The sequence below is a fragment of the Streptomyces sp. NPDC059008 genome (assembly GCF_042749045.1).
Taxonomy (GTDB): Bacteria; Actinomycetota; Actinomycetes; order Streptomycetales; family Streptomycetaceae; genus Streptomyces.
On record NZ_JBHYJC010000043.1, the window covers coordinates 1 to 14,545 of the forward strand.

The following is a 14,545-nucleotide window of genomic DNA, read 5'->3' on the forward strand; positions in this document are numbered from 1 at the left end:
TCTTGCGGTCTTTTTTTTTTTTTTTATATACCACCGCGACCCCCCCCCCCTAAAATCTCCGCGTGGGGGGGGGGGGGGGCCGCCCCCCCCCCCCCCCCACTTCGGGGGGAGGAAAAGATCCGGATGGGCGGCCGCGACGCCGGCTGAAATGCTGCGGACCAGGACGCGGTCGGTCGAATCACCGACCGAATCACCGACCGAATGGCCGACGCGTCCTTCTTGGTGGTTCGCCGAGGCAGGGGGAAAACGCAGTGGCACAGCAGTTGGCAAAGGTACCGATCGGGGACGTGCGGCGCTCCCCGGCACCGGACTTCGGACTTCTCACGACCCGCGAGCGCGAGGTGCTGCTGCTCCTCGCGGGCGGCCCCTCGAACCGTTCGCTGGCCCAGCACCTCGGCGTCGCCGAGCGCACCGTACGGGCTCATCTGACCAGCATCACCCGCAAGTTGGGCGTCCGCTCGCGCCTTGAGGCGGCCCTGCTCGCCACCGTCCATCACGACGCCCTCCAGCCGGGAGCGGCATAGCCCAAAGAGGCAATGGAGCGGCCACCGCAATCGTGATGAGCTGCAGGTGGCCGATTTCCTCCAGGCCTGTCGGGCCGGGCGGGACCGGCTTCGTTTATTCACGGGACCTTCGGCTCGTACGGGCCGGTGCCGCGAATACCGAGAGGGACCGAGAAGTACCGAGAAATTCCGAGCAACCTCAAGAAACGGAGAGCGCTGTGAACTCCCTGCTCAACAAGGTGAATGCCGACGACAAGCTGTGCGCGGCCCCCATCACCGCCGCGGAGTGGACCGCTGAGGCCATCACGGCTCCGGTGCTCGCCACCCCCGCCATTGCGACGGGCGTCGTCTCGGTCACCGTGGCCACCCGCGGCATCTGGGGCGGCGCCGCCCCCGCCCCGCGCATCAAGGGCTGACCCAGCACGTGGGCCATGGCTGGAGACGAGGACGACGACGAAAGGTAGCGATGAAGGTTCCCGCTGTCCTGAGGAGGGTGTTCTCCTCTCCAGCCATCGGCCGGCACCGGGCGCTGGCCGCCACCGAGCGGATCACCGCCGTCACCTCCCTCCTCAGCAGCCTGGAGGCGCTGCCCGCCGAGCGCGACCGGCGGCCGGGCGGGCTGAACAACTGGGAGGTCGTCCGGGACAACTTCGCCGACCTGCCGCCGGTCGCCCGTAAGGCACTGGACCTGCTGGCGAAGCCGACGAGCATGCGGATCATCCACGGCGCCCGGATAGCCGCCGCCGCCACGCTCCTGCTGCCGGGGGAGCGCCGCCGCCAGCGCGCCGCGGCCAATGGCTTCCTCGCACTGAGCACGCTGGCCACCTACCCGCATCACCAGTACGGCGGGGACGGCTCCGACCAGCTCTCCTTCCAGACCCAGCTGGTGTCCGCGGTGGCCCGCTGCGGGCAGCGCAACCCAGCCGTCGTCGACGCCTGTCTGTGGTACGTCGCGCTCCAGTCGACGCTCTCGTACACGGTCTCCGGCCTGGTGAAGCTGTGCGGCCCCGAATGGCGGGCCGGTACCGCCCTGTCCCACATCCTGCGCACCGAGACCTACGGCGACGCCGGCGCGTACCGGCTGATCAGCCGCTACCCCACGGCCGGAAAGGCCGTCTCGCACGCGGTCCTGGCCTTCGAGTGCGCCTTCGGGCTGATCTTCCTGCGCCAGGGCCGCCACGCCCCGGCCATGCTGGCGACGACGGCGACCTTCCACCTGGTCAACGCCCGGGTGATGGGACTGTCCCGGTTCGTCTGGGCGTTCCTGGGGACCTACCCGGCGGTGCTGTACGTGGTGCAGGGCGCCCGGCCGGCCGCGCCGACGGCGTCCCTGCCCGCCCTCGCGCCGGCCGTGGCCGCCACGGCAGCGGGAGCCGGCCGGTGAGCCCCCGCCACGACACCGTGCCCGGTGCCGCCGGCGCCGTGCTCGCCGCGGTCGCCGCCGCGGGCCTGGCCGCCCAGTACCGCAGGCACCGCAGGGTGCTCCGCGGCCACGGCGACGAGGCGATCTGGCGGACCGGCGCGGGCAACCTCCTGGCCTACCGGTTCACCGAGCCCCGGGGCGAGGCACCCCTGCCCGGCGCCCCCGGGCCCCCGGCCCTGGTCTTCGAGCCGGGCATGGTGTCCACCGCCGCCCACTGGTCGTGGTGGCGCCGTGCGTTCCAGGAGGAGTACGCCGTGCTCTCCTACGACCGCGCCGGATACGGACGCAGCAGCCGCCGCGACCGCCGCGACTTCACCCTGGCCTCGGCCGTGGCGGACCTGGCCGATCTGGTCCGCGGAGTCTGCGGGGACCGCCAGGTGATCCTCGTCGGCCACTCCCTGGGCGGATATCTGGCCCTGCGGGCACTGGAACCCCTCGCCGGCCAGGTGACCGGCGTCGTCCTGCTGGACCCGAGCCACCCCGAAGAGCTCCGGCGCTCCGCCGCCCAGGCGCGCGGCGCCGAGTCGCTGCAGGCCCAGCTGGCCATGCTGCCGCTCTCCGTCCGCCTGGGCCTGGGCTGGATGCTGCCCACGCCCTCCTGGCTGAGCCGGCTGCCCGAGGACGAGCGCCCGATCGCCGGCGACCAGTACCGCGACCGGAAGATGTGGGCGGCGGCCGTCCGCGAATGGCGGGCGACCTACCGCGAGTTCCGCGGCGGGGCCGTCCTGCCGCCGCTGACCGTCCCCGTCGCCCTGGTCGCCGCGCACGCCACGCACCGGCAGGACCCGGCGCACGCCGCACTGCACACCGAGATCGTGGCCGCCGCGCCCGACGGCGCGTTGCTCCTGATCGATGGCGTGGAACACGACGAGCTCCTGCTCAGCGAGTCCGCCTGCGCCGAAACAGCCCAGTTCGTCCGCCGGTTCGTCACACGCTGCCGGCCCAGTGCAGAGGGGAGTCAGGACCGTGCCGAAGCCTCCGGTGAAGCCGCCGTCCCTGCGAAGTGAGATCGCCCGGCGCGCCGTCGAGGCCGGCCTGGCCGGCTGGTTCGCCGCGACCGCCCTGAGTCAGCACCCGAACGCCACCCTGGACCGGCTGCGCCAGTACGACCGCTTCGGCATGCTCATCCCCAACTGGCGCTTCTTCGCCCCGAACCCCTCCCGGCACGACTACCACCTGCTGTACCGGACCCTGTCCACCTCGGGCGACCAGTCGCAGTGGCTCCCGGCCTCGGAGATCGTCGAACGCACCTGGACCCAGGCCGTGTGGTTCCCGCGACGCCGCGAGAGCAAGGCGGTCTTCGACCTGTGCAGCCAACTCGCGCTGTACGTCGGCAAGATGGGGGAGCACGTCCCGCGGTCCGTCCCCTTCCGACTCCTCAGGGACTTCGTGCGCCGCCACATCCAGGAGGCGGACCCGGCGGCCTGGCCGACGGTCCGCGGGTTCCAGTTCCTGATCGTCCAGTACAGCGGACACGACCACTCCGAAGCCCCCACCTACCTGTTCACCTCCCAGTTCATCCCGGTCGCCGCGCCGGCACCGGCGCGACAGGACGCACCCGCGCAGGCGCAACAGGAAGAGACGGCAGCATGACGCGCATCGACGACATCGGATACGGCCACCAGTTCGCCTCGTTCTACGACGAGATCTTCCCCAAGGACGAGTCGGCCGAGCGCGTCGCCGAAACCCTCGCCGGACTGCTGCCCGGCCCCGGCGCCGCCCTCGAACTCGGCGTCGGCACCGGCCGGATCGCACTGCCCCTCGCCGCCCGCATCGGCTCCGTCGTGGGCGTCGACTCCTCGCCCGAGATGCTGGAGCGCCTGCGGGCCGCGGTCGCCGGGTCCGGCGCCGACGTCGAGGCCGTGCACGGCGATCTGCGCACCTACGAGGACGACCGCCGTTACGAGCTGGTCTACGCGGTCTGCGGCACCCTCTCGATGCTGCTCGACCCCGACGAGCAGCGGCAGGCCGTGCGGCGCATGGCCGAGCGCCTCGCCCCCGGCGGCCATCTGGTGATCGAGACGCACAACCCCCAGGGCGTCCTGGCGACCGCCGACGGCAGGGTGGCGACGACCTTCTTCGTGCCCTACCCCGAGCCGGACACCGGCCTGCTGACCTCCTGGATGATCGACGAGAAGCAGGCCCTGTGGCAGGCCTCGCACATCTGGCTGGCGAACGGCTCCTTCCGCATCGGCACCGAAGTGAGCCGTCTCACATCTCCCGGCGAGGTGGATTCCTACGCGGACGAGGCGGGCCTGGAGCCCGTCCGCCGCAGCGCCGACTGGACCGGGACCCCGTACGCCGTCGGGGCGCCGATGTACGTCGCGATCTACCGGAAACCGAATTAGGGCGGCGTCCGCAATGCCGCCGGCCGGGCAAAGCCGCCCGGTCGGCGGGGCCGGGTCGGTCGCCGGGGGACGGGCCCGGCGGCACAAACCGCTCCCGGCGACAAAAAAGGCCCCGGTCGCGATGACCGGGGCCTTTTCTTTCTGGAGCGGACGACGAGGCTCGAACTCGCGACCTCAACCTTGGCAAGGTTGCGCTCTACCAACTGAGCTACGTCCGCAGGCATCCACTCGGCTTTCACCGAGCGGCGCGACAGCTACTCTACCTGATCCAATGGAGAGGTCGAGGCTGTCAGAGCGGGTGACAGGGATTGCACACTGCGCCTCCCCCTTGGAAAGGGGGCGCTCTACTACTGAGCTACACCCGCGTGACTCCGTGAGGTCCGGCCTTCCGGCCTCGCCCCTCGGCGTGCTCCAGACTCTAGCTGATCAGTAGGGGTGCTGTGCAAGTCGGCTGCGCCCGCCCCGCGGGACGCCGGCAAGTCGGTTAGTGGTTGGCGGCGTTGAAGGCCTCGTAGACCTTCTTCGGGATCCGGCCGCGCGGCGGGACGTCCATCTGGTTCGAACGGGCCCAGGCCCGGACGGCCGCGGGGTCGGGGGTCACCGCGGTCCGGTGGTAGGCCTTGCCGGACTTGGCCCGCTTGCGGCCGGCCTCGACGAAGGGAGCGAGCGCGCCGCGCAGTTTCTTCGCATTGGCGGGATTGAGGTCGATCTCGTACGACTTCCCGTCCAATCCGAAGGCGACCGTCTCTGCGGCTTCTCCTCCGTCGATGTCATCGGAGAGCGTTACTACTACGCGCTGCGCCACGGATATCGGTCCTTTCGTGGAGCAACCCCTTGTTGACATGGAGTGATGCTCCGGATCCGGCTGATTGGGATCAATGCTTTTTCATTTGTACAGCGATGGGCATTGCATTGTGAAGCCCAGTTAATTTTGTCAGCGTGTCTTCCTGCAATCCCGACTCCGGATCTTTTCGAGAATTTTCCCTGGGGTGCACTCCCGCCGATACCGGACCGTGATCGGCCGCCCTGCATATCTATGCGCGTAGATTTTCGAACGCGGTACTGTGAGGACACCGCCTTACGCACCACACCACCGGGAGTGCCAGTGGCACGCGTCGTAGTCGACGTCATGCTCAAGCCGGAGATCCTCGACCCGCAGGGGCAGGCGGTGCAGCGCGCACTGCCACGCCTGGGTTTCGAGGGGATCGCCGACGTCCGTCAGGGCAAGCGTTTCGAACTTGAGGTGGAGGGTCCGGTCGACGACGCCGCCCTCGCTCGCATCCAAGAGATGGCCGAGACCTTCCTCGCCAACACCGTCATCGAAGACTTCACCGTTCGCGTCGACGAAACGGCCGAGGCCGGGTCATGACCGCTCGCATCGGAGTCATCACCTTCCCCGGCACGCTCGACGACCGCGACACCCAGCGCGCGGTCCGGGTGGCCGGCGCCGAGGCGGTGCCGCTGTGGCACCGCGACAAGGACCTCAAGCAGGTCGACGCCGTGGTGCTGCCCGGCGGGTTCTCCTACGGCGACTACCTGCGGGCCGGGGCCATTTCCCGTTTCTCGCCGGTGATGGAGACCGTTATCGAGCAGGCCAGGGCCGGTATGCCGGTCCTCGGCATCTGCAACGGCTTCCAGGTGCTCACCGAGACCCACCTGCTGCCGGGCGCCATGCTGCGCAACAACCATCTGCACTTCATCTGCCGCGACCAGAAGCTGCGGGTGGAGAACGCGGACACCGCCTGGACCGCCGATTACACGGCCGGCCAGGAGATCTCCGTACCGCTGAAGAACATCGACGGCCGCTACGTCGCCGACGAGCGGGTCCTCGACGAGCTGGAGGCGGAGGGCCGGGTCGCCTTCCGCTACCTCGACGGCAACCCGAACGGCTCGCTCCGCGACATCGCCGGCATCACCAACGAGGCGGGCAACGTCGTCGGCCTCATGCCGCACCCCGAGCACGCCGTCGAGCCGCTGATCGGTACGGGCCGTACCGACGGCCTGGGTTTCTTCACCTCGATCCTGAAGAAGTTGGTCAACGCATGACGCTGGACACGGTCAAGCACGCCGCCGAGACGCCGGACGTCGACCAGCCGTGGGCCGAACTGGGCCTGAAGCAGGACGAGTACGCGCGCATCCGGGAGATCCTCGGCCGCCGTCCCACCGGCGCCGAGCTCGCCATGTACTCCGTCATGTGGTCCGAGCACTGCTCCTACAAGAGCAGCAAGGTCCATCTGAAGCAGTTCGGCGAGAAGGCCCCCGAGAACGACGCGATGCTCGTCGGGATCGGCGAGAACGCGGGCGTCGTCGACGTCGGCCAGGGCTACGCGGTCACCTTCAAGGTCGAGTCGCACAACCACCCCTCGTACATCGAGCCCTACCAGGGCGCGGCCACCGGCGTCGGCGGCATCGTGCGCGACATCCTCGCGATGGGCGCCCGCCCGGTCGCCGTGATGGACCCGCTGCGCTTCGGCGCCGCGGACCACCCCGACACCAAGCGCGTCCTGCCGGGCGTCGTCGCCGGCATCGGCGGCTACGGCAACTGCCTGGGCCTGCCCAACATCGGCGGCGAGGTCGTCTTCGACCCCTGCTACCAGGGAAACCCGCTGGTCAACGCGCTCTGCGTGGGCGTGATGAAGCATGAGGACATCCACCTCGCCAAGGCGTCCGGCGCCGGCAACAAGGTCATCCTCTACGGCGCCCGCACGGGCGGCGACGGCATCGGCGGCGTCTCCGTGCTCGCCTCCGAGACCTTCGACGACAGCAAGCCCGCCAAGCGGCCCGCCGTCCAGGTCGGTGACCCCTTCCAGGAGAAGCTGCTCATCGAGTGCACCCTGGAGATCTTCAAGGAGAACCTGGTCGACGGCATCCAGGACCTCGGCGGCGCCGGGCTGTCCTGCGCCACCAGCGAGCTGGCCTCGGCCGGCTCCGGCGGTATGCGCGTCGAGCTGGACACCGTGCCGCTGCGCGACTCCTCCCTCTCGCCCGAGGAGATCCTCATGAGCGAGTCCCAGGAGCGGATGTGCGCGATCGTCGAGCCGGGCAAGGTCGACCGCTTCCTGGAGATCTGCGAGAAGTGGGACGTCATCGCGACCGTCATCGGTGAGGTGACGGACGGCTCGCAGCTGGAAATCTTCTGGCACGGCGAGCAGATCGTGGACGTGCCGCCGCGCTCCGTCGCCCACGAGGGGCCGACCTACCACCGGCCCTTCGAGCGCCCCGAGTGGCAGGACGCCCTCCAGGCGGACGACGCGGCCGAGCTGGCGCGGCCGGCGAACCCCGAGGAGCTGCGCGCGCAGGTCCTGAGGCTGGTGGGCTCGCCCAACCAGGCGTCCAAGGCGTGGATCACCGACCAGTACGACCGGTTCGTCCAGGGCAACACCGTGCTCGCGCAGCCGGAGGACTCCGGCATGGTGCGGATCGACGAGGACTCGAACCTCGGCGTGGCGGTGGCCACCGACGGCAACGGCCGGTACGCCAAGCTCGACCCGTACACCGGTGCCCAGCTGGCGCTGGCCGAGGCGTACCGCAATGTCGCCGCGTCCGGGGCCAAGCCGCTGGCGGTGTCCGACTGCCTGAACTTCGGCTCGCCCGAGGACCCGGCGGTGATGTGGCAGTTCGCCGAGGCCACGCGTGGTCTCGCCGACGCCTGCCAGACCCTGGGCACGCCGGTCACCGGCGGCAACGTCTCGCTGTACAACCAGACCGGTGACGTGGCGATCCACCCGACGCCGGTGGTCGCGGTGCTCGGCGTCATCGACGACGTCAACCGCCGCACGCCGATCGCGTTCGCGGACGAGGGCCACCTGATCTACCTGCTGGGTGACACCCGGGAGGAGCTGGGCGGCTCGGCCTGGTCGCAGGTCGTGCACGACCACCTCGGCGGGCTTCCGCCGAAGGTCGACCTGGCCCGTGAGCAGGTGCTGGCGGAGATCCTGATCTCGGCCTCGCGCGACGGCATGGTCGACGCGGCGCACGACCTCTCCGACGGCGGTCTGATCCAGGCGCTGGTGGAGTCGTGCCTGCGGGGCGGCCGGGGCGCTCGCCTCGTCGTGCCCGACGGGCTGGACCCCTTCGTCCTGCTCTTCTCCGAGTCGGCGGGCCGGGCGATCGTCGCCGTCCCGCGCAGCGAGGAGCTCCGCTTCACCGACATGTGCGGTGCGCGGGGGCTGCCGGCCACCCGGATCGGTGTGGTCGACGGCGCGGAGATCGACGTCCAGGGGCAGTTCAGCATCCCGCTGAGCGAGCTCCGCACGGCACACGAGGGCACCATTCCGGGCCTGATCGCCTGATCGGTGGAGGAGAGTCGCGGCTCGCCCTGTAGGCGCGGGCCGCGGCTCCCCTCCCGAATATCCCGGGCGGCTCGCCCCCGCCCCCAGTAGCCTCGGCCGCATGTCTCCCGCCCGAGGTACGTCCCGCACCCGCAGCTACGACCCCGCAAAGACCCGCGCCGCCGTCGGTGCGCAGTTCGCGCATGTGCGGACGGCCGTGGGGGAGTTGACGCCCGAGCAGTTCGCGCTGCCCACCCGGCTCGGCGACTGGTCGGTGCGGGAGCTGGTGGGGCATCTGTCGATGGTGGTCGGCAGCGTGCCGGGCAATCTTCGCCGGCCGGCCCCGGCGCAGGCGGAGACCGCCCTGCTGGACTGGCCGTTCGCCACCGCGCCGCTGGCCTCCGGGATCGATGACGACACCCGGGCCGTCGCCGCCGACGAGCCCGTGGAGCTGCTCGCCCGTACCGCCGAGCAGTTCGCCGAGGCCGTGCCGCCCTCGTTCGAGGACCGGCCGCTGCCCACCCGGGTCGGCGCGATGCGGCTGGCCGACTATCTGGTCACCCGCTGTGTCGAGCTGGTCGTCCACACCGACGACCTGGCGGCGGCGACCGGCGTGACGATCCCCTACGACCGCCAGGCCCTGGCCACCACCACCCGGCTGCTGGCCGACGCGCTGGCCGCCAAGGCGCCCGGCGGGTCGGTGGAGCTCCGGGTGCCGCCGTTCGCCGTCGTCCAGTGCGTCGAGGGTCCCCGGCACACCCGCGGCACCCCGCCGAACGTCGTCGAGACCGACCCGCTCACCTGGATCCGTCTGGCCACCGGTCGTACGACCTGGGCGGAGGAGCTGGCCGCGGCGACCGTCACCGCCAGTGGGGAGCGGGCCGACATCGGCCGGTCGCTGCCCGTGATGAGCTGAGCGGGGGAGCCGGGCGCCCCGGCGTCACCCCTTCGGATAGGGCAGCAGCGTCTTGTCCACCGCCTCCCAGGCCGCCCGCAGCCGCTCCAGCACCCGCGGCTCGGCGGCCGCCTTGTCGGCCTGTTCGCGGGGGTCGTGCGTGAGGTGGAAGAGCTGGTCCTTGCCGCCCTTGCCCCGGTAGTACTTCCAGTCGCCGCGGCGCAGCGCCCGCTCCCCGCGCACCCGCCAGAACAGATCGCGTGCGGCGAGGCGCTCACCGCGCAGCAGGTAGCCCGCCAGGCTCGTACCGTCCAGCGGGTGGCCGCGGTCCGGCCGGGTGCCGGCGATCTCCAGCAGGGTGGCGGTCCAGTCCGGGGTGAACACCGGCTCATGGCTGACCTGGCCGGCGTCCAGCCGGGCGGGCCAGCGCACGATGGTCGGCACCCGGATGCCGCCCTCTTGGAGCGAGGCCTTGTTGCCGGACAGCGGCCAGTTGTACGACCAGCGCTCGCCGCCGTTGTCGCTCGCGAAGAACACCAGGGTGTCCTCCTCCTGGCCGGAGCGCCGCAGGGCGGCCAGGACGTCGCCGATCGAGCGGTCGAGGTCCTCGACCATCTCCCGGTACTTCTCCAGCGAGCCGCCGTCCCGGTGGAAGAGCGCGCCCGGCTCGCCCGCCTTGATCCTGCGGACGATCTCCGCGCTCTCCTCCTCGTCGCCGTCGGCGATCCACGGCCAGTGGGGAGTGGTGAAGTTGAGGTTGAGCAGCCAGGGCGCGGTGTGCTCACGCTCGACGTAGTCGACGGCCCGCTCGGTGATGATCCGCGTGTAGTAGCGCAGGTCCTTGTACTCGGCGTCGCCCTCGTAGAGGTCGTACTCCCCGGCCAGCCCCAGCTTGGAGTAGTACTCCAGCGCTCCGCCGAAGTTGCCGAAGAAGGTGTTCCAGCCCGACTTGGTGGGGCTGTGGTCGGGCAGGTAGCCGCAGTGCCACTTGCCGATCAGCGCGGTGTCGTAGCCGGCGGTGCGCAGCAGCGAGGCGAGAGTGGGGTGGTTCGGGTCGAGCCCCACGCTCCGGTCGGCGATGGGCTCCGCCAGCCCGCCCTCGGTACGGCCCGGATAGCGGCCCGTGTAGAGGCTGAAGCGGGTGGGCGAGCAGGTGGCGGATCCGGCGTACGCCTGGGTGAAGCGGACGCCCTGGCGGGCCAGCCGGTCCAGGTGGGGCGTACGGATATGGGGCGAGCCGTAGGAGGAGAGGTCGGCCCAGCCCAGGTCGTCGCCCAGGATGAACAGGATGTTGGGGCGTCGTGAGCGACGGGCGGGGGCGGCGCGGAAGGCCCGCTCACGGGGCTGTGGCGGTGCGGCGGCAGCGGCGCCGGACGCGCCCGCCACCAGGGCCGGTCCGCCCACGGCCGCCGCGGCACCGAGGCCGCCGGCCAGGCCCCCGAAGGCACGCCGGGAGAGGCCGGAGGGCTTTTCGGAGCCTTCGGGCTCTTCGGGCACGGAAGGGGGTGCGGGGTCGACGGAAGACATCGGTTCGGCTCTCCAGGAAGATCGTTCGGGGCCGTGCCGCGGCGTGCCGGCTCCTCCGGGGACGGCGGGGGAGTGGGGCGTCGCGTATCTCACACGGCCGTGCAGGGCCACGTATGCGGTATAAGCCGCATACGTGGAAAACCCGTCATTCGGGGTGAGTGTCTAAAAGCGCGAGAAGGCGCAGCTCAGAGTGGGCACCGCAGACATGCGGGCGAGATCGTCATCACCCACGGCCACCACGCCGGTGCTCAGCGACAGAGGTCGCCGGCGATGCGACCGAAGTCGACATGGCGGCGCCGCACGAGACGCTCGGCGCGGTGGGGCGCCCGGCGGCCGGCCAGGCGCGCCAAGGGCTGCGGGGTCTGCATGGGCAGAAATCCTGGCCGTGTGGCCGTGAGCACGTCAAGCATGCTTAACGCGCCGTTCATGCACTCCTCCAGGAGCGGACCCATCCCCGGTTCGGATGAATCCGCGACCTGCCCTAGACTCGGGGGCGTGCCACGTGGTGACGGACGACTCAACCACGACCTGCTCCCCGGCGAGAAGGGCCCCCAGGACGCTTGCGGCGTCTTCGGTGTCTGGGCTCCGGGTGAAGAGGTCGCCAAACTCACCTATTTCGGGCTGTACGCGCTGCAGCACCGTGGACAGGAGTCCGCGGGCATCGCAGTGAGCAACGGCTCCCAGATCCTCGTCTTCAAGGACATGGGCCTGGTGTCCCAGGTCTTCGACGAGACTTCCCTCGGCTCCCTCCAGGGCCATATCGCCGTGGGCCATGCCCGCTACTCCACCACCGGTGCCTCGGTGTGGGAGAACGCCCAGCCGACGTTCCGTGCCACCGCGCACGGCTCGATCGCGCTCGGCCACAACGGCAACCTGGTCAACACCGCCGAGCTGGCCGAGATGGTCGCCGCGCTGCCCCGCGAGGGCGGCCGCGCGACGCAGGTCGCGGCCACCAACGACACCGACCTGGTGACGGCCCTGCTGGCCGGCCAGGTCGACGAGGACGGCAAGCCGCTGACCGTCGAGGAGGCCGCCCCGCGCGTCCTGCCCAAGGTCAAGGGCGCCTTCTCGCTCTGCTTCATGGACGAGCACACGCTCTACGCCGCCCGGGACCCGCAGGGCATCCGCCCGCTGGTCCTCGGCCGCCTGGAGCGCGGCTGGGTGGTCGCCTCCGAGACCGCCGCCCTGGACATCTGCGGTGCCAGCTTCATCCGCGAGATCGAGCCCGGCGAGATGGTCGCCATCGACGAGGACGGCCTGCGCAGCAGCCGCTTCGCCGAGGCCCGCCCCAAGGGCTGCGTCTTCGAGTACGTCTACCTCGCCCGCCCGGACACCGACATCGCCGGCCGCAACGTGTACCTCTCCCGGGTGGAGATGGGCCGCAAGCTGGCCGCCGAGGCCCCGGCCGACGCCGACCTGGTGATAGCGACGCCGGAGTCCGGTACCCCCGCCGCCGTCGGGTACGCCGAGGCCAGCGGCATCCCCTACGGATCCGGCCTGGTCAAGAACTCCTACGTCGGCCGGACCTTCATCCAGCCCTCGCAGACCATCCGCCAGCTCGGCATCCGCCTCAAGCTCAACCCGCTCAAGGAAGTCATCCGCGGCAAGCGCCTGGTGGTCGTCGACGACTCGATCGTCCGCGGCAACACCCAGCGCGCGCTCGTGCGGATGCTCCGCGAGGCCGGCGCGGCCGAGGTCCACATCCGGATCTCCTCCCCGCCGATCAAGTGGCCGTGCTTCTTCGGCATCGACTTCGCCACCCGCGCGGAGCTGATCGCCAACGGTCTGAGCGTGGCGGAGATCGGGAAGTCGCTGGGCGCCGATTCGCTCGCGTACATCTCGATCGACGGCATGATCGAGGCGACCACGATCGACAAGCCGAACCTGTGCCGCGCCTGCTTCGACGGTGAGTACCCGATGGAGCTGCCCGACCCGGAGCTGCTGGGCAAGCACCTCCTGGAGTCGGAGACCGCGGCCCCGACGAAGTCCGACGTGGACGGCGTCCAGACGCTCACTGCCGGGGTCGGCGGCGCCGACGCGCTGCGTCGCCCGTAGAGCTCGTACACACACGACACGAAAGTTCTCCGCCATGTCTGAGACAGGTGCCAGCTACGCGAGCGCGGGCGTCGACATCGAAGCCGGCGACCGCGCCGTGGACCTGATGAAGCAGTGGGTGAAGAAGGCCACCCGCCCCGAGGTCGTCGGCGGGCTCGGCGGCTTCGCCGGCCTCTTCGACGCGTCCGCCCTCAAGCGCTACGAGCGTCCCCTGCTGGCCTCGGCCACCGACGGCGTCGGAACCAAGGTCGACATCGCCCGGAAGATGGGCGTCTACGACAGCATCGGCCACGACCTCGTCGGCATGGTCGTCGACGACCTGGTCGTCTGCGGCGCCGAACCGCTGTTCATGACCGACTACATCTGCGTCGGCAAGGTCTACCCCGAGCGGGTCGCCGCGATCGTCAAGGGCATCGCCGAGGGCTGTGTGCTGGCCGGCTGCGCGCTGGTCGGCGGCGAGACCGCGGAGCACCCCGGGCTGCTGGGCGCGGACGAGTTCGACGTCGCCGGCGCCGGTACGGGCGTCGTCGAGGCGGACCGGGTCCTGGGCGCGGATCGCATCCGTACGGGCGACGCGGTGATCGCGATGGCCTCGTCCGGACTTCACTCGAACGGGTACTCGCTGGTCCGCCATGTGCTGTTCGACCGGGCCGGCATGACCCTGGACCGGGAGGTCCCGGAGTTCGGCCGCACGCTCGGCGAGGAGCTCCTGGAGCCCACCAAGATCTACTCGCTGGACTGCCTGGCGCTGACCCGGACGACCGAGGTGCACGCCTTCTCGCACATCACCGGCGGCGGGCTGGCCAACAACCTCGCCCGGGTGATCCCGGACGACCTGCACGCCACGGTCGACCGCGCCACCTGGACGCCCGGCCCGGTCTTCGACCTGGTCGGCACGGCCGGATCGGTCGAGCGCCTGGAGCTCGAGAAGACGCTGAACATGGGCGTCGGCATGATCGCCGTCGTTCCGCAGGAGTCGGTGGACGTGGCCCTGACCACGCTCGCCGACCGCGGGGTGGACGCCTGGGTCAGCGGTGAGATCGTCGAGCGCGGTGACCACACGGAGGCCGTGACCCTGACCGGTGACTACGCCGGCTGATCACCTGGGCCGCACCGGCAGTCGTCGGTGCGGCCACCGCATCAGCGGGTCACACCGCAGCGGTGGTCACCGCTGCGGCAGCGGACTTCTGGGCAGCACAGAACCCGGTCCGGGCGATGCCCAGGACCGGGTCCGTGATGCTGTTATGGGTGCCGCTGGCGCACGGCGCGTCAAGCGCGACGACGCTGCTGGGACGAGTCGCCCTCGTCCTCATCGTCGTCGTCCTTGTTGTACAGCTCTGCGTACCGTGCGTACGGGTCGTCGTCCTCTTCATCCTCGAACGGCTCTCCGTTCGGAGGCTGCTGGTTCGACGGTGATGCACCCAGCTCGTCGGCCAGTCGTGAGAGATCCGTCCCACCGCTGCTGTACTTCAGCTGGCGGGCGACCTTTGTCTGCTTGGCCTTGGCCCGGCCGCGCCCCATGG

Annotated in this window: 15 protein-coding genes and 2 tRNA genes; 12 read left to right on the forward strand and 5 right to left on the reverse strand. The window is 70.7% G+C overall.

The features are described 5' to 3' along the window. The first annotated feature begins 251 nt into the window (after positions 1–251). The 6 genes from ACFWZH_RS32285 to ACFWZH_RS32310 all read left to right on the forward strand — a co-directional run bounded on the left by ACFWZH_RS32285 (position 252) and on the right by ACFWZH_RS32310 (position 4,274). Positions 252–524 carry a helix-turn-helix transcriptional regulator gene (locus ACFWZH_RS32285; protein WP_384439378.1) on the forward strand — a complete coding sequence of 91 codons (273 nt, stop codon included), beginning with the start codon at positions 252–254 and terminating at the stop codon, positions 522–524. Positions 525–721: 197 nt separating this feature from the next. Further along, the gene (locus tag ACFWZH_RS32290; protein ID WP_384439381.1) at positions 722–919 is read left to right on the forward strand and encodes a hypothetical protein; all 198 of its coding nucleotides are present in this window, start codon (positions 722–724) and stop codon (positions 917–919) included. Between the two features lie 77 nt (positions 920–996). Next, the gene (locus ACFWZH_RS32295; protein ID WP_384439385.1) at positions 997–1,887 is read left to right on the forward strand and encodes an HTTM domain-containing protein; all 891 of its coding nucleotides are present in this window, start codon (positions 997–999) and stop codon (positions 1,885–1,887) included. Next, the gene (locus ACFWZH_RS32300; RefSeq protein ID WP_384439387.1) at positions 1,884–2,933 is read left to right on the forward strand and encodes an alpha/beta fold hydrolase; all 1,050 of its coding nucleotides are present in this window, start codon (positions 1,884–1,886) and stop codon (positions 2,931–2,933) included. Before ACFWZH_RS32295 ends, ACFWZH_RS32300 begins: the two co-directional genes overlap by 4 nt. Further along, on the forward strand, positions 2,893–3,519 hold the full coding sequence (locus tag ACFWZH_RS32305) for a hypothetical protein (RefSeq protein WP_384439390.1): 627 nt from the start codon (positions 2,893–2,895) through the stop codon (positions 3,517–3,519). The genes ACFWZH_RS32300 and ACFWZH_RS32305 overlap by 41 nt, the downstream gene beginning before the upstream one ends. Beyond that, positions 3,516–4,274 carry a methyltransferase domain-containing protein gene (locus tag ACFWZH_RS32310; RefSeq protein WP_384439393.1) on the forward strand — a complete coding sequence of 253 codons (759 nt, stop codon included), beginning with the start codon at positions 3,516–3,518 and terminating at the stop codon, positions 4,272–4,274. Before ACFWZH_RS32305 ends, ACFWZH_RS32310 begins: the two co-directional genes overlap by 4 nt. A 142-nt stretch (positions 4,275–4,416) precedes the next feature. Here ACFWZH_RS32310 and ACFWZH_RS32315 read toward each other — a convergent pair. From ACFWZH_RS32315 to ACFWZH_RS32325, 3 genes are all read right to left on the reverse strand, one after another. Further along, positions 4,417–4,492, reverse strand: a tRNA-Gly gene (locus ACFWZH_RS32315). A 75-nt stretch (positions 4,493–4,567) separates the two neighbouring features. After that, a tRNA-Gly gene (locus ACFWZH_RS32320) sits at positions 4,568–4,639 on the reverse strand. A gap of 119 nt (positions 4,640–4,758) precedes the next feature. Next, the gene (locus ACFWZH_RS32325; protein WP_026170169.1) at positions 4,759–5,079 is read right to left on the reverse strand and encodes an Lsr2 family protein; all 321 of its coding nucleotides are present in this window, start codon (positions 5,077–5,079) and stop codon (positions 4,759–4,761) included. A gap of 300 nt (positions 5,080–5,379) precedes the next feature. On the opposite strand from ACFWZH_RS32325, the gene purS reads away from it, so the two are divergent. From purS to ACFWZH_RS32345, 4 genes are all read left to right on the forward strand, one after another. Next, a complete protein-coding gene (gene purS, locus ACFWZH_RS32330; protein ID WP_384439396.1) occupies positions 5,380–5,643 on the forward strand; it encodes a phosphoribosylformylglycinamidine synthase subunit PurS in 264 nt (87 codons plus the stop codon). Beyond that, positions 5,640–6,320, forward strand: a complete 681-nt coding sequence (purQ, locus tag ACFWZH_RS32335; RefSeq protein ID WP_384439399.1) for a phosphoribosylformylglycinamidine synthase subunit PurQ — start codon at positions 5,640–5,642, stop codon at positions 6,318–6,320. Before purS ends, purQ begins: the two co-directional genes overlap by 4 nt. After that, positions 6,317–8,566, forward strand: coding sequence for a phosphoribosylformylglycinamidine synthase subunit PurL (gene purL, locus ACFWZH_RS32340; RefSeq protein WP_384439402.1), 2,250 nt, complete (start codon positions 6,317–6,319; stop codon positions 8,564–8,566). Before purQ ends, purL begins: the two co-directional genes overlap by 4 nt. 100 nt (positions 8,567–8,666) lie before the next feature. Next, positions 8,667–9,461, forward strand: a complete 795-nt coding sequence (locus ACFWZH_RS32345) for a sterol carrier family protein (RefSeq protein WP_384439404.1) — start codon at positions 8,667–8,669, stop codon at positions 9,459–9,461. A 24-nt stretch (positions 9,462–9,485) separates the two neighbouring features. On the opposite strand, the gene ACFWZH_RS32350 is transcribed toward ACFWZH_RS32345, so the two are convergent. After that, a complete protein-coding gene (locus tag ACFWZH_RS32350; protein WP_384439407.1) occupies positions 9,486–10,967 on the reverse strand; it encodes a sulfatase in 1,482 nt (493 codons plus the stop codon). A 495-nt stretch (positions 10,968–11,462) separates the two neighbouring features. Here ACFWZH_RS32350 and purF point away from each other — a divergent pair, with 495 nt between their 5' ends. After that, positions 11,463–13,022, forward strand: a complete 1,560-nt coding sequence (gene purF / locus ACFWZH_RS32355) for an amidophosphoribosyltransferase (RefSeq protein WP_384439410.1) — start codon at positions 11,463–11,465, stop codon at positions 13,020–13,022. Between the two features lie 34 nt (positions 13,023–13,056). Then, positions 13,057–14,121: a phosphoribosylformylglycinamidine cyclo-ligase gene (gene purM / locus ACFWZH_RS32360; RefSeq protein ID WP_384439413.1), complete on the forward strand. Its 1,065-nt coding sequence runs from the start codon at positions 13,057–13,059 to the stop codon at positions 14,119–14,121. A gap of 170 nt (positions 14,122–14,291) precedes the next feature. On the opposite strand, the gene ACFWZH_RS32365 is transcribed toward purM, so the two are convergent. After that, a complete protein-coding gene (locus ACFWZH_RS32365) occupies positions 14,292–14,543 on the reverse strand; it encodes a DUF3073 domain-containing protein (protein WP_384439416.1) in 252 nt (83 codons plus the stop codon). Between the last annotated feature and the right edge of the window lie 2 nt (positions 14,544–14,545).

What these genes read in the sequence shown, in the direction of transcription:
- ACFWZH_RS32310 (WP_384439393.1), top strand. Translation starts at nt 3,516, where the DNA reads ATGACGCGCATCGACGACATCGGATACGGCCACCAGTTCGCCTCGTTC.
- purQ (WP_384439399.1), top strand. Translation starts at nt 5,640, where the DNA reads ATGACCGCTCGCATCGGAGTCATCACCTTCCCCGGCACGCTCGACGAC.
- purL (WP_384439402.1), top strand. Translation starts at nt 6,317, where the DNA reads ATGACGCTGGACACGGTCAAGCACGCCGCCGAGACGCCGGACGTCGAC.
- ACFWZH_RS32345 (WP_384439404.1), top strand. Translation starts at nt 8,667, where the DNA reads ATGTCTCCCGCCCGAGGTACGTCCCGCACCCGCAGCTACGACCCCGCA.
- ACFWZH_RS32350 (WP_384439407.1), bottom strand. Translation starts at nt 10,967, where the DNA reads ATGTCTTCCGTCGACCCCGCACCCCCTTCCGTGCCCGAAGAGCCCGAA.
- purM (WP_384439413.1), top strand. Translation starts at nt 13,057, where the DNA reads ATGTCTGAGACAGGTGCCAGCTACGCGAGCGCGGGCGTCGACATCGAA.
- ACFWZH_RS32365 (WP_384439416.1), bottom strand. Translation starts at nt 14,543, where the DNA reads ATGGGGCGCGGCCGGGCCAAGGCCAAGCAGACAAAGGTCGCCCGCCAG.